The organism is Blautia massiliensis (ex Durand et al. 2017) (assembly GCF_001487165.1).
Classification (GTDB): domain Bacteria; phylum Bacillota; class Clostridia; order Lachnospirales; family Lachnospiraceae; genus Blautia_A; species Blautia_A fusiformis.
Genome location: NZ_LN913006.1, coordinates 460,369 through 479,761 on the forward strand (window position 1 = coordinate 460,369; position 19,393 = coordinate 479,761).

Below are 19,393 nucleotides of genomic sequence, written 5' to 3' on the forward strand. Positions count from 1 at the left end.
AAACAGAAAACAGAAAAAACAGATACAGCTCTGGGAACCGAAACGGTTTCCGGAGCATTGTTGGTTTACTGAAAATTTTAGACAAGGGTTAATAAAAATATGGATGAGAAAATAATAAAAAAGAATGCAGTGCCTGTGATCGCGGCAATGATCACAGCGCTGGCCTTTTCTTTTACGGGCCTTCCAATGGATGGAAATACTTCTGTAGAGAAAATGAGCGATGTTTATAATGGATTGGGATGCACGAGCTTGCTTGCATGGATCCTGCTTCTTATTTTATACGTGAAAGGATGGGAGGGCTACCGGAAATACAGAAACTGGCAGGCACATGTTTTGGCAGTGATCTTTTCGGCGGGAATGCTTCTTGGAACTTCTTATTTTACAAATGGAAACTGGGATTTTCTGTTTGGCGCAAAGAAACAGATCCTGATCTCAGCCGGATGTTTTATAGGATTTTATATTATCTGTGATATGGGAATCACTTATTTTTGGAGGATTCCTGAGATGGAGTTTTTCCGAAAGGCCTGTGGGCGTATCCCGGCCAGAGAGGAAGAAGTAATGTGGTTCCGCCTGGCAAAGATATCTATGATCATTGGATGGACACCGTTTATCCTGGCATTTCTCCCAGGTTCGATCCCGGCAGATGGATTTCGGCAGCTGGATGTATTTTTGGGAGCTATGCCGCTGGACAATCATCATCCATGGGTCCTGACGATGATCATGGGTGGACTGCTGACACTTGGAAAAACTATCTGGTGTTATAATTTTGGAGTATTTTTGATCGTCATTGTGTTTACTTCTGTGGAAATCTGGTGTTACAGTGCGGTAGTCCGCTATCTGTACAGATGGAAGGCTCCAAAATGGATACTTTTTGGTACTGTTCTGCTGTTTGCATTTGTTCCCATATTTGGAAGCTATGCCCAGGCAGTGATCAAAGACGGATTGTATACGGCAGTCATTACTTTGTATTTTGCAGTGTATATAGATATTTGTCATTCCTTTTCCAAGAGAAAGGCAGTATATTTATTTCTTCTGGGAATCAGTGTTTGTCTTACCCGAAATAATGGCATTCATCTGGTCCTGCCTTCTTTGATCCTTTTGTTTTTCTTCCTGGTAAAGGGTGCGAGGAAATATGCATTTATTGTGGCTGTCTGTGTTTTTGCCTGCTATCTGGGCGTAGAAAAGGGGGCAGCACCTGCCCTTGGCGTGGCACCTGGATCCCGATGTGAAATGCTTTCGGTACCGTTTCAGCAGACTGCCCGATATCTGAGAGAATATCCGGATGATGTAACCGCAAGTGAGAAGAAAGCGATAAACAGGATCCTGGATTATGATGTTCTTGCCGAGAAGTATAATCCGGAACTGTCGGATCCTGTGAAAATTACATTTAGGTTCAGAGATGATGATAATGATCCTAAATTGGATGGATACATGAAAGATTATTTTAAAGCCTGGTTTGCCATGTTCCGTCGTCATCCGGGAGTATATGTCCAGGCGACATTGAATAACACCTACAGCTATAATGATCCGTTCCATATGGGAAGAGGACAGCAGGGCGTGTACCGGTTTTACATAGATAAACTGTATCAGAAAAAATCCGGGATCGATGTCAGCTATGTGGGCCCAAAAAAGATCCAGTATCTATTCAGGCTTTATGATGAATTATGGATGCGTGCACCTGGGCTGGGACTTATCTTAAGTGCAGGAACGTATACCTGGCTTACTCTGTTGCTGATGGGATATCTTCTGGTGAAGAAGCAATGGAAAAAACTCCTGATCTTTGCCATACCGGTGCTGAATATACTGATATGTCTTGTGTCTCCTGTAAATGGGATGATCCGTTATATGTGGCCGGTAATGACTATTATGCCGATGCTGTTCTGGTGGATCTTGCAGCCGGCACCTAAAATATCTTCAAATTAAAAAGTATTCATCATTTCATAAAGACGTCTTTTATCCAGAATACGGATCGATCCCCGTGAGATCTGGATAGAGCCGTCTTTATTCATTTTTTTAAGGCTGCGGCTGACAGCTTCTCTGGCACTTCCGATGGAGCGGGCGATGGCTTCCTGTGTGAGAGCGAGCTCATCGGAACCGGTATCTGCAGCTTCATCCAGAAGAAAGGCTGCGATTCTCTGAGTCAGGGTCATAAAAAATGTCCGTTCGATTCCTGCGATCACATCTGAGAAATGTTCAGTTGTCCGTTTGTAGATGAAATTTTCCAGATAGATATTGTTTTTCATCAGCCGGGAAAAAGGAACTGCCGGAAGCAGAAGCAGATCACAGTCTGTTTCTGCATCGATCTGTACATCAAATGTAATGGCAGAAAGCATGCAGGAGGCGGAAAGAGTGCAGATGTCACTGTCCCTTAAACGGTACAGGGTAGCCTCTTTTCCCTGAGCGGACAGTAGATAAACACGGAGAACTCCATTCAGAAGAAAAAGAGTTCCTAGGCACTGGCGCTCTTCAGACTGTATGGCAGCACCTGCCGGGTAATGAAGCTCGCGAATGTTATCAAGAAGAAAATTCCGATCTTCTTCCGTCATATGTTCCCAGAAGGGAAACGCCTGAAAATAATTCAGACAGCTGTTTCGATCCATAAAAAGATTACTCCTTTATAAAAATATATAGTACTCATTTTAACGCTGTTTGGATGGAAATACAACAAAAACGGCATTTTTGCGGCAGGAGGGAAATCCCTGTTTGTTACTGTTCACTCCGTTCTCAGCAACACGCTTCGCGATGCACAGAATTTATGCTGATCGCATAAATTCGCGCGGTATGTCTCGGGTTTTCTGTGACCTTCGCTCACAAAAAACACCTCGCGGAATATTACCAGTGAACAGTAACCCCTGTTTTTCTATTTACATCCGGTGGCGGGAACGTTATAATCATAAAGCGAAAAGGATCAACAGAGAAATAATGAAAACTGCCGGGGAAAGAAATTATCCGACAGAAGTTAGGAGAATATAAAATTTGAAAATCTTACTTGCAGCATGCAATGCAAAATATATCCATTCCAATCTTGCGGTATATAACCTGAAATCCTGTTCCGGAGAATATAGCTCCAGGGTTGTGGTCAAAGAGTATACGATCAATCAGATCAGGGATGACATTTTAAAAGATATTTATCTGGAGCAGCCGGATGTGGTCTGCTTTTCCTGCTATATCTGGAATATTTCTTTTGTCAGGGAGCTGGTGCCGGATCTTAAGAAAATCCTTCCACAGGTGGAGTTTTGGGCAGGAGGCCCGGAGGTATCCTACGATGCGGTGGAGTTTCTGAAAAAGAATCCTGCGTTTTTTGGAGTGATGGTGGGAGAAGGAGAGGAAACCTTCCATGAACTGGCAGGTTATTATATAGAAAGAAAACCGGAAACTTTGAGTGAGATCCGTGGAGTGGCTTTTCGTGATGAAAACAAAGGCAGGGATATTGTACATACGGGCTGGCGGGAATTGATGGATTTAAGTAAAGTTCCGTTTGCATACAGTAATCTTACAGAGTTTAAAAACCGCATTATTTATTATGAGAGCAGCAGGGGATGCCCCTTTTCCTGCAGCTACTGCCTTTCTTCCATAGATAAGAAGCTTCGGTTCCGTGATATTGAGCTTGTAAAAAAGGAATTGCAGTTTTTTATTGATAATAAAGTTCCTCAGGTCAAATTTGTGGATCGTACCTTCAACTGCAAGCATGACCATGCCATGGAGATCTGGAGGTATATTACGGAGCATGATAACGGGATCACCAATTTTCATTTTGAGATTTCAGCAGATCTTCTCCGTGCGGAGGAGCTGGCGCTGATGAAAACCATGCGTCCGGGACTGATCCAGCTGGAGATTGGTGTACAGTCTACCAATCCTCAGACCATCAAAGCCATTCGGAGAACCATGGATTTTGAAAAGCTGAAAGGGATTGTAGAACAGATCCACAGCTTTGGAAATATCCACCAGCATCTGGATCTGATCGCAGGACTTCCCTATGAGGGCTATGATAGCTTCCACAAGTCCTTCTGCGATGTTTACGCACTGCGTCCGGAACAGTTTCAGCTTGGTTTTCTGAAAGTGCTGAAGGGCTCACACATGATGGAAATGACAGGGGAATATCAGATTCTTTACAAGGATCGGGAACCCTATGAGGTACTTTCCACAGCCTGGCTGACCTACGGGGAGATTTTAAGGCTGAAAATGGTGGAAAGTATGGTGGAAGTGTATTATAATAGTGGGCAGTTCAAAAATACCCTTGTATTTCTGGAGAAGTATTTTGACGATCCTTTCCGGATGTATGAGGCACTTGGCAGATTTTATGAGAAAAAAGGATACTCGGAGATCTCTCATTCCAGGATGAGGCGCTATGAGATCCTTATGGAGTTTGCCGGAGAACAGAAAGAGATTCCGTCGGAAGCACTTTCCGATGTAATGCTCCTGGATCTTTATCTTCGAGAGAATTTAAAGAGCAGACCATCCTTTGCTTCAGACCAGAAGCCGTATGAGCGGCTGATCTGGGATTACCGGAAAGCGAAAAAAATCCCGAAAACCGCCCATATCGAGGTGTTCCGGGACGGAAAGAAGCTTCTTTTTGATTATACAGACAGGGATCCTTTGACCAACAATGCGCAATTAACGGATATTACAGATGAGGTGAATAATAATTATGGGAATGTTTGATCCGAAAAAAAGAAAAGTGATCACAGCGATCATCGCAGTTATTCTGGTACTGGCAATGGTAGTTCCGACTGTGCTTTCGCTTATCCTTTATTAAGGCGGCAGTTATGAAACTTGGAAAAAAAGCACTGGAGGCGCTTCAGGCAGAGATAGACGGACGGCTTATGCCGGGAGACGAGCTGATCGTGGCAGGCCCTGTGGCAGCAGAAGGAACTGCATGGATCACAAAGAATTATCATGACAGGCTGCGAGAGTTTTTTGCAGAACGGTTTCTCGAGGATGCTGTAAAGCTTCCTGAGGTTTACGGAACAGGAACAGAGAATGATAAAATTTGGAAAATGGCGGAAGAATCCGGAGCCAGTGCCCGATATCGGATGGGAGAAGGCGGCTTTCTTGCTGCCCTCTGGAAAATGGCGGAGGCATCCGGAGTAGGTCTTAGTGCAGATCTTCGAAGTGTGCCCATCCGACAGGAAACCATAGAGATCTGTGAGATCTTTGATGTGAATCCGTACAAGCTGCTTTCCGGCGGAAGTATTCTTATGGGAATCCATGGCGGTGATGCGTTTGTGCAGCAGTTGCGGCGAGAGGGGATCATGGCAGCAGTGATCGGGCAGACCGATTCCGGAAATAACAGGCTTCTTTACAGCGGCGGAAATGCCAGATATCTGGAACGCCCGGCAGAAGATGAGACCAAAAAGCTTGGCTTTTTGATCTCATGAGCAAGCAGCGAAGCGGATTGCGAATGCATATTTTGTATATTTAATGCTATGTAGAAAAGAGGAAAAATAAATGGGAGTTTTGAACATTGTGCTCCATGAGCCGGAAATTCCGGCAAATACAGGAAATATCGGAAGAACCTGTGTGGCAACAGGAACCAGGCTGCATCTGATCGAACCGCTTGGTTTTCGCCTGAATGAAAAGGCCATCAAGCGTGCAGGTATGGATTATTGGGAACATCTGGATGTGACCAGATATCTGGACTATGAGGATTTTCTCAAAAAGAATCCGGGAGCAAAGATTTATTACGCAACCACCAAGGCACCTCAGACTTATACAGATGTGCAGTATGAGGATGACTGTTTCATTATGTTTGGCAAGGAGAGTGCGGGAATCCCGGAGGATATCCTGGTAAACAATCAGGAAACCTGCGTGCGGATCCCGATGATCGGAGATATCCGTTCCCTGAATTTAAGCAATTCAGTTGCCATTGTGCTTTATGAGGCGCTGCGACAGCATAATTTTACGCATATGAATCTGGAAGGCCATCTGAGAAATTACGACTGGAAATAAGCCTGCAAAGAGTAAATAAAAACCTCTGATCCGGAAATACTGTAGGAGATATTGAGAGATATTTCTTTTACAGCCTTCCGGATCAGAGGTTTTTTGATGTTTTATTTTGCTTTTTCCAGTGTAAAGATAAATTCTGTTCCAACACCTACGGTGCTGATCACATTGATATTCTGCTTATGAGCGTTGATGATCTCTTTTACAATGGCAAGGCCAAGCCCGGTACCCTTGCGGTCTTTTCCACGGGAGGCATCGATCTTATAGAAACGATCCCAGATCCTGGAAAGACTTTCCTTTGGAATTCCGCTTCCATGGTCTTTGACTGAGACAAAAACCTTGCCATGATTGACTGTGGTTTCCAGTGTGATAGAAGAATTGTCGTTGCTGAATTTTACTGCATTGTCCAATAAATTGTACAGTACCTGCTGGATCTGTTCCATATCTGCACGGACAAAAAGCTCTTTTCCCGCAAGGAGGAGCTCCAGACGGATGTTTCGTTCTGAACAGGTTCCCTCAAAGGTGGCGGCTGTGGTACGGATCGTTTCATTGATATCAAAACGCCGCATATGCATCATACGCTTTTTGACATCCAGTTCGTTTAAGGTAAGGAGACTTCGAGTAAGCTTCTCCAGACGGGTGGATTCAAAAGCAATGACTTTCAGATAACGTTCCTGCATTTCCGGTGGGATGGTACCGTCCAGCATGGCTTCCACATAGCCTTTGATGGAGGTCAGAGGCGAGCGGAAATCATGGGACACATTGGAAATGAATTGTCGTTGATACTCTCCGTTTTTGTTCAGCTTGTCTGCCATGTAATTCAGGGAGTGGGAAAGATATCCCATCTCATCTTCAGAATCTACGGGGATCGTGTAGGTAAGATTTCCGTTGGCAAATTCCAGGGCACCCTTCAAGATTTCTTTCAGAGGTTTGTGGACTCTGTAAAAATAGATCAGAAGAAAACTGAAAAACAGTGCATAGATCACAATAAAGATCAGGATCATAACCTCTACGATATTGCTGCGGCTTTCGTAGAGGTTTTTCATAGGGTAGTGGATCACCAGATAACCAGTCACCAGATCCGTATCTTTTATGGGAACGACTGTGCTTAGCTGTGTGGTTTTTAATGTCCCGTAAAACGTACCGGAGGAATAGCAGGTATCTTCGTAATCTTCCGGTCGGAAGTTCCTGACGGTGATATCACCGGAATCAGAGGACTGCTGGTTTGTGTTTATCAGAACGTTCCCATCTGTATCCATAACCCAGAAATCTGCATTTTGAAAGGCTGCTGCAGAGGAAAGAGCCAGGGTGAGGGATTCGTTTTTGGGGTTTTTTACAGCCTGACGAAGTTCATTTTTGGAAACCAGCTGGCTGGCAGTGCGGTAAAGGGACTCTCCGGTAGAGCGCTCCAGCCTTTTTTCTACCAGGTAGGAGCCACCGGAGGAAAGCAGCAGAAAGCAGATTCCGCCCAGCATAAAGTACAGGATCAGCAGTTTAGTATAAAGATGCTGTTTCATGAATCCTTTACCTCAAATTTGTAGCCGATCCCCCAGACTGTGGAAAGAGCCCAGTTTGGATTATCCTTGATCTTCTCACGTAGACGTTTGATGTGAACGTCTACGGTTCTGGTATCGCCAATGTATTCATAGCCCCAGATGTGATCCAGAAGCTGTTCTCTTGTGAAAACCTGATTGGGAGAAGCTGCCAGGAAATAGAGAAGCTCCAGCTCCTTTGGCGGCATATCGATCTGGTGTCCCATATAAGTTACAGAATAGTTGGTCAGGTTGATCACTAGATCCGGATAGGAAACACATTTTTCCTTTGGTGCGGCAGACGGAGATTTTACATGAAATCTGCGCAGTACCGCACGGACACGTGCCACCAGCTCTTTGGAGTCAAAAGGCTTGATGATGTAATCATCTGCTCCAAGCTCCAGTCCCAGGACTTTGTCAAAGGTTTCTCCCTTGGCGGAAAGCATGATGATCGGTACATCGGAGGTGTGACGGATCTCACGGCATACCTGGTATCCGTCAATGCCCGGAAGCATGAGATCCAGAAGGATCAGATCCGGGTGAAAAATATGGAACTGCTTCAGGGCTTCCTCGCCGTCATTTACGATCTTAGTCTCAAAGCATTCTTTTGTGAGATAGAGAGCAACCAGCTCTGCAATGTTGTTGTCATCGTCAACAATGAGGATTTTCTGTTTTGTAGCCATGGCTTCAGCTCCTTTTTATTTCTTGAATTCTACAATGGTCACGCCGGCATCGCCTTCTCCGAATTCGCCGAGACGGAAGGAAGCTACGTGCTTTTGGCGCTTCAGGTAATTGTGGACACCTTTGCGGAGGGCACCGGTACCTTTTCCGTGAACGATACGGACGGATTTCATGTGTGCGATATAGGCGTCATCCAGATATTTATCCAGCTCTGCAACTGCCTCATCTACAGTTTTTCCGAGAAGATTGATCTCTGTGGAAATGCTGGCTGCCTTGGACATACGGATTTTTCCGGCGCCGGTACGCTGCATGGACGGAGTAGTGATCACCGGCTCGTCCACAAGCTCCAGATCGGAGATATGAACCTTGGAACGTATGATACCCATCTGCACAAAGAGATATCCTCTGGAATCCGGATGACTGGAAACTGTTCCCTTGAGATTCAGGCTGAGCACCTTTACGGTATCGCCAAGAGAAAGATCGGATGGCTTCAGCTGTTTCTTTGGCTTTTGCTTCTGCTGCCTGGAAGACATTCCATTTTCGGCTTTTGACATACGTTTTTTCAGGTTCTGGCGCTCTTTTTCCACGGAAGCGGTATCTACGTGATCCTTCTGGAATTTATGGAAAAGCTTCATGGTCTGATCTGCGTATTCCTTGGTATCGCGGAGAATCGCATGTGCCTGTTCATTGGCTTCTCTGAGAATCCGCTCTTTACGTTCATCCAGTTTTTCTTCTTTTTCCTGAAGGGATTTTTTCAGCTCTTCTACCTGCTCTTTGTAACGGGCAATTTCAGCACGCTCGTTTTCGATGGTGACACGGCTCTGCTCCAGGGATGTCAGAACATCTTCAAAAGATTCATCCTGCTCGCTGATCTGTTCCTTTGCTTTGTCGATGATGAAATCCGGAAGCCCCAGCTTGGAAGAAATGGCAAATGCGTTACTTTTTCCCGGAACACCGATCAGAAGGCGGTAGGTCGGACGTAAGGTTTCCACATCGAATTCACAGCAGGCATTTTCCACACCTGGAGTGGAGAGGGCATAGATCTTCAGTTCGCTGTAATGGGTGGTTGCCATGGTACGGATACCCTGCTCGTGAAGATGTGACAGGATCGCAATGGCAAGAGCGGCACCCTCTGTAGGGTCCGTACCTGCACCAAGCTCATCGAAGAGGACCAGGGAATCCTGATCTGCGGATTTCAGGAAGGAAACCACGTTTGTCATATGAGAGGAGAAGGTACTTAAGGACTGTTCAATGCTCTGCTCATCTCCGATATCAGCATAAACCTCGCGGAAAAGTGCAAGTTCGGAACGATCGAGCGCCGGGATATGGAGACCCGACTGTCCCATCATGGTAAGAAGACCTACGGTTTTCAGAGAAACAGTTTTACCACCGGTGTTTGGTCCGGTGACAACCAGGAGGTCAAAATCATCCCCGAGACGGATGTCAATAGGAACGGCTTTTTTCTTATCGATCAGTGGATGACGGGCCTGGCGAAGCCGGATCCGGCCTTCTGTGTTGAAAACAGGTTCACTGGCGTTCATGTCCATGGCAAGTGCGGCACGGGCAAAAATAAAGTCCAGCTGTACCATGATGGAAAGATCTGCGTGAATAGCCTCCAGCTCAGCAGCTACCTGCTGGCTTAAGGATGCAAGGATTACTTCGATCTCTTTCTGCTCTTTCAGCTCCAGCTCGCGGATGTCGTTGTTCAGCTTGACAACAGCCATGGGCTCAATGAAAAGAGTGGAACCTGTGGCGGACTGGTCGTGGATCATACCGGGAACCTGGCCTTTATATTCAGCTTTTACCGGGATACAGTAGCGACCGTCGCGCATGGTGATAACGGAATCCTGAAGATAATTCCTGGCACTTCCTGCAACCAGAGAAGAAAGCTGGGTGTGTATCCGGTCGTTGGTGGCTTTAATGCTGCGGCGGATCTGACGAAGCGTGCTGCTGGCATCGTCACTGATCTCATCCTCAGAAAGGATACAGCGGCGGATCTCTGTGCTGAGGGGGGTCAGAGGTTCCAGTGCCGCAAACATTCCGTCAAGGGAATCGGTCATTCCGTCATCACGGTCACTTCTGGAATAGGCCTTTACACGACCGGTATTCTCAAGAAGACTGCAGACAGAAAGCAGCTCCGGTGCATTCAGGGCGCTGCCAACAGTAAGACGTTTTAATGTGCCACGGATGTCCTTGACACTGCCGAAGGAAATGCCGCCTTTTTTGAACAGGCGTGCAAGGGCATCGTGTGTCTGCAGCTGCATGGCCCGGATCTCTTCAATGTCTGTGGAAGGGGTAAGCTTCCGACAGAGATCCTTTCCCATGGGGGAGGATGCCTTGTCTGTGAGCAGATCTATGATTTTATAGTATTCAAGTGCTTTGTATGCTTTTTTGTTCATTGTTGCTATAGTTACTCCTTTTTGTTACTTCTGTTACTTCTGTGCTTTTCTGCGTAACACAGGATATGCAAAAAAACACTTCGTTTCCTATTTTACATGATTTCCATAGCAAAGGAAAGTAAAATGTGTTATGATACTGAATAAAGCCCGGAAGTAAGTGGAAACTGTGCAAAAATGCCAGAAAGCCCGGACCGGGATGCGGCCAAAGATCATAAAGAAAGTCTGGCTATGAATGCAAAGTGTGAAGCGGATGTGTTCGTGAGTATGTCTGCTTTGAAAGTAAAAAGAACAGAAAGGCAAGAATTTTATGCGTTTTTTAAATGAATTACATGAGGGAGACAGAGTAAACGGGATCTATCTCTGCAAACAGAAACAGGCAGCTACAACGAAGAATGGCAAGCCCTATGAGAATCTGATCCTTCAGGATAAAACAGGTGTGATCGATGGTAAGATCTGGGATCCCAATTCTCTGGGAATTGATGAGTTTGATGCGCTGGATTACATTGAGATCATGGGAGATGTGACAAGCTTTGCAGGCGCCATGCAGCTGAATATCAAGAGAGCACGCAAGGCAGGAGAAGGGGAGTATGATCCGGCAGATTATCTTCCTACCAGTGAGAACAGTGTGGATGATATGCAGAGCCAGCTGCGAGAGCTTATCAACAGTGTGAAGAATCCCTATCTTTCCCAGCTTCTGAAGAAGCTCTTTGTGGAAGATCAGGAATTTATGAAGATATTTGAGGGACATTCTGCAGCCAAGACCGTACATCACGGCTTTATCGGCGGACTGATGGAACACACTCTTGGAGTGACACGTCTCTGTGATTACATGGCAAATGCATATCCGCTATTGAACCGTGATCTTCTGATCACAACCGCACTTCTTCATGATGTGGGCAAAACGAAGGAGCTTTCTGCTTTTCCGATGAATGATTATACAGATGAGGGACAGCTTCTTGGACATATTGTGATCGGGGCACAGATGGTACATGATCTTGCAAAAGAGATCCCGGGTTTCCCGGAGAAGCTTGAGAATCAGGTGATCCATTGTATTCTTGCACATCATGGTGAGCTGGAGTACGGTTCTCCCAAGAAACCGGCACTTGCGGAGGCAGTTGCCCTGAATCTGGCAGACAATACAGATGCAAGGATGGAGACACTGACAGAAATTTTCCACGCAGACAAAGGCAAAAAAGAATGGCTTGGTTTCAACCGGCTTTTTGAGTCCAATTTAAGAAGAACAGGAGATATTTAATACATGGAATTCCGTAAAAACGATATACTCACTTTAGATATAGAGGATTGCGGAGTTGACGGTGAAGGTATCGGGAAAGCCGATGGCTTCACCGTTTTTGTGAAAGACGCCGTGATCGGAGACCGGATCAAAGCCAAGATCATCAAGGCAAAAAAGAACTATGGCTATGGCCGCCTGATGGAGGTGATCACACCGTCTCCATACCGTGTGAAACCTGCCTGCTCTATTGCCCGCCAGTGCGGAGGATGCCAGCTTCAGGCATTATCCTACGAGCAGCAGATGAAATTTAAAGAGAAAAAGGTTCGTGGACATCTGGAAAGAATCGGAGGTTTTCAGAATCTTGATATGGAACCGATCATGGGGATGGAAGACCCCTATCATTATCGAAACAAGGCACAGTTTCCGGTAGGAAAAAATAAAGACGGAAAGATCATCACAGGCTTTTATGCAGGAAGAACCCACTCCATCATTGATAACCGAGAATGTATTCTGGGAGTGAAACAGAATAAAGAGGTTTTGGACCGTGTGATCGGACACATGGAAAAATATCATGTACAGCCCTACGATGAGGCCACGGGAAAAGGCCTTGTACGTCATATTATGATTCGTTACGGCTTCCATACAGATGAGATGATGGTCTGTCTGATCTTAAACGGAGATAAGATCCCTGCAGAAAAGGCTCTTGTGGAATCACTCTGTGAAATTCCGGAAATGACCAGCATTACCATCAATGTTAATAAAAAACGGAACAATGTGATCCTGGGTGATCAGCTTCGCCTCCTTTGGGGACAGTCCTATATAACGGACAGCATCGGAGATATTTCCTATCAGATCTCTCCCCTGTCCTTTTTCCAGGTCAATCCCATCCAGACCGAAAAACTGTATGGAAAGGCTCTGGAGTACGCCGGCCTTACGGGAAATGAAACTGTCTGGGATCTGTACTGCGGAATCGGAACTATCTCCCTGTTCCTGGCCCAGAAAGCAAAATTCGTCCGCGGCGTGGAGATCGTACCACAGGCCATTGACAATGCAAGAGAGAATGCGAAACTCAATGGCATTGAGAATGTAGAGTTTTTTGTCGGAAAAGCAGAGGAAGTGCTGCCGAGAGAGTATGAGAAGAATGGCGTTTATGCAGACGTTATCGTGGTAGACCCGCCACGGAAGGGCTGTGATGAGGTACTTCTGAATACGATCCTTAAAATGAAGCCGGAGAGGGTTGTGTATGTGAGCTGTGACAGTGCGACACTGGCGAGGGATCTGAAGGTGCTGTGTGCGGAGGATTATGAACTGGTGCGGGTTTCTACTACTGATATGTTTCCGCAGGGAGTCCATGTGGAGACGGTAGTTTTGATGTCAAAAGTGAACCCTAAGAAGTAAAAATAACGTAGTAAATAAAAGGCTTTTCAGAGAGCTATCGTTATTGAGTACGATTGGCTGCTGGAAAGCCTTTCTTTTTATGCTTGAAAATGGCTTTGCGGGAATTAGTTCATAATGCAGGGTTGACACTAGGGGATAGATAACAAGGAAAATGAACCCTGGGGTTCACCTTGTAACGATTGTAAAAGTGAGAAAAAACAGCGGCTGGAGAAGGCTCCGGCCGCTGCACGTCATTAACGATAATTCTTATTGTAGAGTTCTTTGGCGTATGCCTGCATTTTCTTTACGTACTCATATGCCTGGCTCTTTCCCTTTTTCAAGTCGACCTGCTTCAGAGCATTACTGATTTGTGGGTCGTCCATCAAAAGGGAGAAGACAGCTTTTGCCTCCGGGTACTTAAGTGATACCTCGTTGATGAGATCGTCGATCATCATAAGACTGAGAACTGAGTTTTCAGTTGAAGTATTATCTGTTGGCTCCCAACCGTTACAATTAGTATCGTTGTCGTTGTTATCATCCATAAACTTGTCTAATGAAATATAACGCGAGAGGTACAGATCCTTTTCAGAACGTTCACACCCTTCACATTTATTGCACTTAGGGCAGCGGATGTATTCGCCCTTGGAATTAAGAATTAAGCATCTCTTTTTACGAGTCGATTCAAGATACGCATCTTTTTCTTTCCAGAATCCTTCCATGTAGGATTCGACCTGATCCTTATGGATAGCTGTGAAACCTACAAGAATCTTTCTACCGCGAATATTCCAGGTTTCGAAGTTATCTTCGATAATTCCTTCATTACGCTTGCGAATACCGTCTTTAATATCCTGATGGTAATTCTTTAAAACTTCATGTGCTAAGAATGGAACCAAAGCTTCATTCTCTTTTGGTGCTACGCCATCGTAGCTGTGCTTGTTACTGTAATCATAAATTTTCTCTGCCATGTAGCTTTCCTCCTTGGATTGACGCGGAGGAAATTCCACATGTGCGATACCTGAATATAGTTGGCCATTGCCATAGCGAGTTTCCTCCTATTGGTTGGCCAGCTTGTCCTATTCAGCTGGTTTGGTTATTTAGTTGTTCATCAGATTCAGATAGGACCGTTCTTGATCAGGAAACGCATCGTCTGATGATGGGCACCTTTAACATCGGCCTCCGGACAATGTATTAGTTGTCATTTGCTATCATTTCTAAATCAGAGAATACTTCGCTGTAATAGCAAGAAGATAAATCATAGAAACCGTGAGCGTCGTATCTGGCAAACACGGACTTTACAGTAGAGGAACCATACTCGGCAGCCGCTGCATTAGCAGCATTCTCGATGTTGATTTCCCAATCAGATTTACTCATTAGCATCACTTCCTTCCTGTTTTAGTGGCCACATTGAATTTTGATGATTCGAGTTTAATATTTTTAATGAAATGCTTTTATGCCTAGGATTTGGCAGTTTTATGCCCGGTTTTATGCCCGAAAATGCCCTGTGTAGCGATATGTATAAATGTTAATTTCATATGTTACTTTAGTAATACTGACTTGCTATATGTTGATTCTAACTTGCTTTATGTGTAGTTACGTGATATTCTTTAAAGGTAGTGATATGAATTCATTTATATAGATATGGAGGAAAGATATGAAATTCAGCTATAACAAGTTATGGAAGATACTGATCGATAAGGGAATGATGAAAAAAGACCTTGCAGAACGAGCTAATATAACCTCCACAACAATGGCAAAAATGGGTAAAGATATGCCGGTGAGTATGGAAATTTTAGGCAGAATATGCGTGACATTTAGATGCAATATTGGAGATATAGTTGACGTGGTCATTGATGACACTAAGGAGGAAGAGTAATTGATACGATTTACATCCGGATCATTATTTAAAGTGATTTCCTTATGTAAAAGTGGGAGAAGATATTCAGATGAAAAAATTGCTGAGATGCTTTTCCCGAATGTTGAGTACACAACTAACTACATAGGTCATGTGAAAGACTGCACAAAAAATCTTCCTGATGAGATAACTCAATATATGAGCGATACAGATCAGGAAGAAATTATAGATACGTTGAATAGAGCAGTTAGAAAGGTATTTCTTACGGTAATAAGTTCAGAGAAACAACCAATATTGATTGCTGCTATTCAAAAAATATTAGAAGAAGATTTGTCGATAGCTGATTCAACACAAGTTGGATATTTGCCATCCTATACAAAAGGAAATATGAAAAATGCAACTACAGTTGAACCGATAGAATTTATCGCAAATGCACTATTTAGCGTTTGTAATCAGCAGAATAATCAAGATGGAAAAGAAGATATTAAAAATATTAATCCTTCTTTCCTTGAAAAATTGAAATCATCTGCTCAGAGAATTACTCTTCAGATTGTGCAGAAACCTGAAGAGAAGATTGTAATAAATGCGATTCAACCAGCTGTTGCAGGCGATGATTACAGTATTATATATGAAGATCCTAAAGGTGATCATAGTGTAGGCATTTATGAGAAATTTACCCATAAGTGGAGAATTAAAAATACTGGGACAATTCCTTGGGAAAACAGATATTTAACGCTTCAAAATAAAGGTGAGATTCGAGTAAAAGCTATACAGGATCAGTTTGATATCCCTGCATTGAAACCAGGTGATACAGCTGTTGTGAATGTAGAAATGGACTCACGTTATTTTGAAGGAACTTATACCGTGATTTGGGAAATGAAAATGTCAGATGGAACCTTGTGCTTTCCGAATAAAGAAAAAGAGTTTTCATTTGATGTAACGGTAAAAAGTGATATGTAAGTCCTGATAATTGGACATTACGAAATATATACTGATAATTGTAAAAATATCGGAATGAAAGGAATTGTTATGAATAATCAAGTACATACACAAATTGTTAGTTTTATATGGAGTATCGCGGATGATTGCCTGCGAGATGTATACGTTAGAGGAAAATATCGTGATGTTATTCTACCAATGACCGTTATCAGAAGACTTGATGCCATGCTTGAAGGCACTATTGAAAATGTAAGAAATACAAAGAAGCTTCTTGATGAAGCAAAAGTTGATAATCAATGGCCTGCTCTTTGTAATGCTGCTGGTCAGCCTTTTTGTAATGCATCACCATTTCTTTTGAAAGATTTGACGAGCCGTGCTAGTAAACAAAAATTAAAAACTGATTTTGAAACATACCTGGATGGTTTTTCTCCTAATGTACAGGAGATACTTGAAAAGTTTAAATTCAGAAATCAGATAGCAACAATGGTTGACGCTGATATTCTCGGTTCAGTTATAGAGAAGTTCGTGTCTTCTGATATTAATCTTAGTCCAAACCCGGTATATAAGGATGATGAGAAGACGATCCTCAAGCATCCAGGCCTTGATAATCATGGCATGGGTACTATTTTTGAGGAACTTATTCGTAAATTTAACGAAGAAAACAATGAAGAAGCCGGAGAACACTGGACTCCTCGTGATGTTGTAGAACTTATGGCAGATCTTATCTTTATACCAATTGCGGATCAGATCAAGGATGCTACTTATACATGCTATGATGGTGCGTGTGGTACGGGAGGTATGCTTACTGTTGCGCAGGACAGACTTCAGACACTTGCAACAAGACGTGGTAAGAATGTATCAATCCATCTATTTGGACAAGAAGTACAACCAGAAACATATGCTATCTGTAAAGCAGATATGCTTTTGAAAGGTGACGGTGAACAAGTAGAGCACATTGTATATGGCTCCACTTTATCTGCTGATGGAAATGCAACTCGTCAATTTGACTTTATGCTTGCAAATCCGCCGTATGGAAAGAGCTGGAAGGTTGACGCAGAAAAAATGGGTGGTAAGAAAGAAATCCTTGATACCCGTTTCAATACTTATTTAGAAGATGGAACTGAAATGAAGATGATTCCACGTACAAGCGATGGTCAACTTCTATTCCTTCTTAATAATGTCGCAAAAATGAAAAAAGACTCCCCACTTGGAAGTCGTATTGCAGAGGTGCATAATGGTTCTTCTATTTTCACAGGAGATGCAGGTAGTGGAGAAAGCAACGCTCGACGCTATATGATTGAAAACGATCTTGTTGAAGCTATTATCGCATTGCCAGAAAATATGTTCTACAACACTGGTATTGGAACCTTTATCTGGGTTCTTTCCAATAAAAAAGAAGAACGTAGAAAAGGTAAAATACAATTAATTGATGCTACTGACATGAAGTCACCTCTTCGTAAAAATATGGGTAAAAAGAACTGCGAGTTCACACCTGACATCCGAAAAGAAATTATTCGTATCTTCCTTGATATGGAAGAAAGTGAAGTCAGCATGATTTTGGATAATAACGATTTTGCTTATTGGAATGTAACTGTAGAAAGACCTCTTCGTTTGAGAGTGTTCCCGGAACGAACGATTCCTGCAAATACTTTCAAAAAAGCTGATGAATACGAGACAGTAACCACTGCCATTGCAAAAGCCTCTGCTACTGCTCCGCTTGATGATTGGAAAGCATTTGCAAAGGTAACAAAACTCAAGAAGGCACAACTTAATAAAGTGCGTCCATTTATCACTGAGAAAGATGCAACCGCTGTGGCAACAGATGAGCCAGACACCGATCTTCGTGACACAGAGAATATCCCATTCACATATGAAGGTGGCATCGAGGCTTTCATGCAGAATGAAGTCCTTACTTACGCTCCGGATGCCTATATTGATGAGAAAAAAACACAGATTGGCTATGAAATCAGCTTTACAAAGTATTTCTACAAGCCAGTAGAACTTCGTGAAATGTCAGAAATTATCGAAAGCCTTAACTCACTTGAGAAAGAAGCTGATGGAATGATGGCGGATATTATGGGAGGGATTCGATGAAGAATATAAATTTAAATTGGTTAGGAACTCCTCCTGAACATTGGAAAGCTCTCAAGTTACGACAAATCCTTAGACCATTTAGTGAAAAAAATCATGCTGATTTGCAGTTATTGTCTGTTGTTAGAGAAAAGGGAGTAATTGTTAGAGATACAGAAAATGACGATAATCATAATTACATTCCTGATGATTTGAGTAATTATAAAATGGTTAAATCAGGACAATTTGCCATGAATAAGATGAAGGCCTGGCAGGGATCGTACGGAGTGTCTAAATATACAGGAATTGTAAGTCCAGCATATTTCGTGTTTGATTTTAATTATGATATGAACCCTGATTATTTTCACTATGCTATTCGAAGCAGGGTGTATGTTAGTTTCTTTGGTCAAGCATCAGATGGCATACGAGTTGGTCAGTGGGACTTATCGATACAAAGAATGAAAGAAATTCCATTTTATCTGCCTCCCCGCTCCGAACAAGACCAAATTGTGCGATTTTTGGATTGGAAGGTTTCGAACATCAATAAGCTGATCAACATCAAGAAAAAGGAAATCAAAGATATTGATGCTTTGAAAAGGTCTCTGATAAGCCACGCCATTACGCATGGGCTGTCGGCAGATACACCAATGAAGTACAGCGGTGTTAAATGGCTCGGAGACATTCCGGCTCATTGGCAGATTATGAAATTACGGCAAATCTTGCACTCTATCAGCGTGAAAAATCATCCCGAGCTTCCGCTGCTGTCCGTTGTCCGCGAACAGGGCGTCATACTGCGAGATGTTGAAGATACAGAGTCCAATCACAATTTTATTCCAGACGATTTGAGCGGATATAAGGTTGTGAAAAAAGGACAATTCGCCATGAACAAAATGAAAGCATGGCAAGGTTCCTATGGAATTTCAGACTATACTGGAATCGTCAGCCCTGCTTACTTCATCTTTGATGTCGCTTTTGATAATTTGGAGTACTTTCACTATGCTATCCGTAGCAAAGTGTATGTGAATTTCTTTGCGCAGGCATCCGATGGTATTCGTGTGGGACAGTGGGATTTGCAGATGGATAAGATGAAGGAAATTCCTTTTATTATTCCTCCCGCCGACGAACAAAATGTCATCGTAGAACATATAAAAAATACATTACCAACATACAATAACGCCATTGAAAAGCTAACTGCGGAAGTTGAGGTATTAGAGGAATATAAGACAAAGATTATCGTAGACACAGTTACTGGCAAAATTGATGTTCGTGATATAGAAATACCAGAATATGAATTTACAGAGGAATCTGCCGACAGTGATTCTGAAGATGCGGATCTTGATGGTGATGGGGAACAGGAGGATTAAGT

Annotated in this window: 16 protein-coding genes; 10 read left to right on the forward strand and 6 right to left on the reverse strand. The window is 43.4% G+C overall.

The genetic code is table 11. From position 1 onward, the window contains the following. The first annotated feature begins 99 nt into the window (after window positions 1-99). The gene (locus tag BN3261_RS03160; protein WP_059085431.1) at window positions 100-1,923 is read left to right on the forward strand and encodes a DUF6020 family protein; all 1,824 of its coding nucleotides are present in this window, start codon (window positions 100-102) and stop codon (window positions 1,921-1,923) included. On the opposite strand, the gene BN3261_RS03165 is transcribed toward BN3261_RS03160, so the two are convergent. Continuing rightward, window positions 1,920-2,600 (reverse strand): Crp/Fnr family transcriptional regulator, encoded by a 681-nt coding sequence (locus BN3261_RS03165; protein ID WP_059085432.1) that lies wholly within the window; start codon window positions 2,598-2,600, stop codon window positions 1,920-1,922. The genes BN3261_RS03160 and BN3261_RS03165 overlap by 4 nt on opposite strands. Before the next feature lie 376 nt (window positions 2,601-2,976). Here BN3261_RS03165 and BN3261_RS03170 point away from each other — a divergent pair, with 376 nt between their 5' ends. From BN3261_RS03170 to trmL, 3 genes are all read left to right on the forward strand, one after another. Continuing rightward, entirely contained in the window at window positions 2,977-4,662 is a 1,686-nt protein-coding gene (locus BN3261_RS03170; RefSeq protein WP_059085433.1) for a B12-binding domain-containing radical SAM protein, read from the forward strand. A gap of 104 nt (window positions 4,663-4,766) precedes the next feature. Continuing rightward, on the forward strand, window positions 4,767-5,378 hold the full coding sequence (locus tag BN3261_RS03175; RefSeq protein WP_059085434.1) for an AIR synthase-related protein: 612 nt from the start codon (window positions 4,767-4,769) through the stop codon (window positions 5,376-5,378). A gap of 70 nt (window positions 5,379-5,448) precedes the next feature. Beyond that, the gene (gene trmL, locus BN3261_RS03180) at window positions 5,449-5,949 is read left to right on the forward strand and encodes a tRNA (uridine(34)/cytosine(34)/5-carboxymethylaminomethyluridine(34)-2'-O)-methyltransferase TrmL (protein WP_015524365.1); all 501 of its coding nucleotides are present in this window, start codon (window positions 5,449-5,451) and stop codon (window positions 5,947-5,949) included. A 101-nt stretch (window positions 5,950-6,050) separates the two neighbouring features. Here trmL and BN3261_RS03185 read toward each other — a convergent pair whose 3' ends face one another. The 3 genes from BN3261_RS03185 to BN3261_RS03195 are packed head-to-tail and all read right to left on the reverse strand — an operon-like array spanning window position 6,051 to window position 10,555. Next, window positions 6,051-7,460: a sensor histidine kinase gene (locus tag BN3261_RS03185; RefSeq protein ID WP_059085435.1), complete on the reverse strand. Its 1,410-nt coding sequence runs from the start codon at window positions 7,458-7,460 to the stop codon at window positions 6,051-6,053. Beyond that, window positions 7,457-8,158, reverse strand: a complete 702-nt coding sequence (locus tag BN3261_RS03190; protein WP_015524367.1) for a response regulator transcription factor — start codon at window positions 8,156-8,158, stop codon at window positions 7,457-7,459. Before BN3261_RS03190 ends, BN3261_RS03185 begins: the two co-directional genes overlap by 4 nt. A gap of 15 nt (window positions 8,159-8,173) precedes the next feature. Then, on the reverse strand, window positions 8,174-10,555 hold the full coding sequence (locus BN3261_RS03195) for an endonuclease MutS2 (protein ID WP_015524368.1): 2,382 nt from the start codon (window positions 10,553-10,555) through the stop codon (window positions 8,174-8,176). Window positions 10,556-10,862: 307 nt separating this feature from the next. Between BN3261_RS03195 and BN3261_RS03200 the strand changes: the two genes are divergently transcribed. Then, window positions 10,863-11,810 carry a 3'-5' exoribonuclease YhaM family protein gene (locus tag BN3261_RS03200; RefSeq protein ID WP_059085436.1) on the forward strand — a complete coding sequence of 316 codons (948 nt, stop codon included), beginning with the start codon at window positions 10,863-10,865 and terminating at the stop codon, window positions 11,808-11,810. Between the two features lie 3 nt (window positions 11,811-11,813). Continuing rightward, window positions 11,814-13,187 (forward strand): 23S rRNA (uracil(1939)-C(5))-methyltransferase RlmD, encoded by a 1,374-nt coding sequence (rlmD, locus tag BN3261_RS03205; RefSeq protein ID WP_059085437.1) that lies wholly within the window; start codon window positions 11,814-11,816, stop codon window positions 13,185-13,187. A gap of 233 nt (window positions 13,188-13,420) precedes the next feature. On the opposite strand, the gene BN3261_RS03210 is transcribed toward rlmD, so the two are convergent. Together BN3261_RS03210 and BN3261_RS03215 are read right to left on the reverse strand one after the other, a co-directional pair. Beyond that, window positions 13,421-14,131 carry a hypothetical protein gene (locus BN3261_RS03210; protein ID WP_059085438.1) on the reverse strand — a complete coding sequence of 237 codons (711 nt, stop codon included), beginning with the start codon at window positions 14,129-14,131 and terminating at the stop codon, window positions 13,421-13,423. A 223-nt stretch (window positions 14,132-14,354) separates the two neighbouring features. Then, window positions 14,355-14,537, reverse strand: a complete 183-nt coding sequence (locus tag BN3261_RS03215; RefSeq protein ID WP_059086854.1) for a hypothetical protein — start codon at window positions 14,535-14,537, stop codon at window positions 14,355-14,357. Between the two features lie 280 nt (window positions 14,538-14,817). Between BN3261_RS03215 and BN3261_RS03220 the strand changes: the two genes are divergently transcribed. The 4 genes from BN3261_RS03220 (at window position 14,818) to BN3261_RS03235 (ending at window position 19,391) form a co-directional block, all read left to right on the forward strand. Then, the gene (locus tag BN3261_RS03220; protein WP_059085439.1) at window positions 14,818-15,039 is read left to right on the forward strand and encodes a helix-turn-helix domain-containing protein; all 222 of its coding nucleotides are present in this window, start codon (window positions 14,818-14,820) and stop codon (window positions 15,037-15,039) included. Further along, on the forward strand, window positions 15,040-15,978 hold the full coding sequence (locus BN3261_RS03225) for an NBR1-Ig-like domain-containing protein (protein WP_059085440.1): 939 nt from the start codon (window positions 15,040-15,042) through the stop codon (window positions 15,976-15,978). A gap of 69 nt (window positions 15,979-16,047) precedes the next feature. Beyond that, entirely contained in the window at window positions 16,048-18,051 is a 2,004-nt protein-coding gene (locus BN3261_RS03230) for a type I restriction-modification system subunit M (protein ID WP_059085441.1), read from the forward strand. After that, a complete protein-coding gene (locus BN3261_RS03235) occupies window positions 18,048-19,391 on the forward strand; it encodes a restriction endonuclease subunit S (RefSeq protein ID WP_059085442.1) in 1,344 nt (447 codons plus the stop codon). The genes BN3261_RS03230 and BN3261_RS03235 overlap by 4 nt, the downstream gene beginning before the upstream one ends. Window positions 19,392-19,393 lie beyond the last annotated feature (2 nt).

What these genes read in the sequence shown, in the direction of transcription:
- BN3261_RS03160 (WP_059085431.1), top strand. Translation starts at nt 100, where the DNA reads ATGGATGAGAAAATAATAAAAAAGAATGCAGTGCCTGTGATCGCGGCA.
- BN3261_RS03165 (WP_059085432.1), bottom strand. Translation starts at nt 2,600, where the DNA reads ATGGATCGAAACAGCTGTCTGAATTATTTTCAGGCGTTTCCCTTCTGG.
- BN3261_RS03175 (WP_059085434.1), top strand. Translation starts at nt 4,767, where the DNA reads ATGAAACTTGGAAAAAAAGCACTGGAGGCGCTTCAGGCAGAGATAGAC.
- trmL (WP_015524365.1), top strand. Translation starts at nt 5,449, where the DNA reads ATGGGAGTTTTGAACATTGTGCTCCATGAGCCGGAAATTCCGGCAAAT.
- BN3261_RS03185 (WP_059085435.1), bottom strand. Translation starts at nt 7,460, where the DNA reads ATGAAACAGCATCTTTATACTAAACTGCTGATCCTGTACTTTATGCTG.
- BN3261_RS03190 (WP_015524367.1), bottom strand. Translation starts at nt 8,158, where the DNA reads ATGGCTACAAAACAGAAAATCCTCATTGTTGACGATGACAACAACATT.
- BN3261_RS03195 (WP_015524368.1), bottom strand. Translation starts at nt 10,555, where the DNA reads ATGAACAAAAAAGCATACAAAGCACTTGAATACTATAAAATCATAGAT.
- BN3261_RS03200 (WP_059085436.1), top strand. Translation starts at nt 10,863, where the DNA reads ATGCGTTTTTTAAATGAATTACATGAGGGAGACAGAGTAAACGGGATC.
- rlmD (WP_059085437.1), top strand. Translation starts at nt 11,814, where the DNA reads ATGGAATTCCGTAAAAACGATATACTCACTTTAGATATAGAGGATTGC.
- BN3261_RS03210 (WP_059085438.1), bottom strand. Translation starts at nt 14,131, where the DNA reads ATGGCAGAGAAAATTTATGATTACAGTAACAAGCACAGCTACGATGGC.
- BN3261_RS03215 (WP_059086854.1), bottom strand. Translation starts at nt 14,537, where the DNA reads ATGAGTAAATCTGATTGGGAAATCAACATCGAGAATGCTGCTAATGCA.
- BN3261_RS03220 (WP_059085439.1), top strand. Translation starts at nt 14,818, where the DNA reads ATGAAATTCAGCTATAACAAGTTATGGAAGATACTGATCGATAAGGGA.
- BN3261_RS03230 (WP_059085441.1), top strand. Translation starts at nt 16,048, where the DNA reads ATGAATAATCAAGTACATACACAAATTGTTAGTTTTATATGGAGTATC.
- BN3261_RS03235 (WP_059085442.1), top strand. Translation starts at nt 18,048, where the DNA reads ATGAAGAATATAAATTTAAATTGGTTAGGAACTCCTCCTGAACATTGG.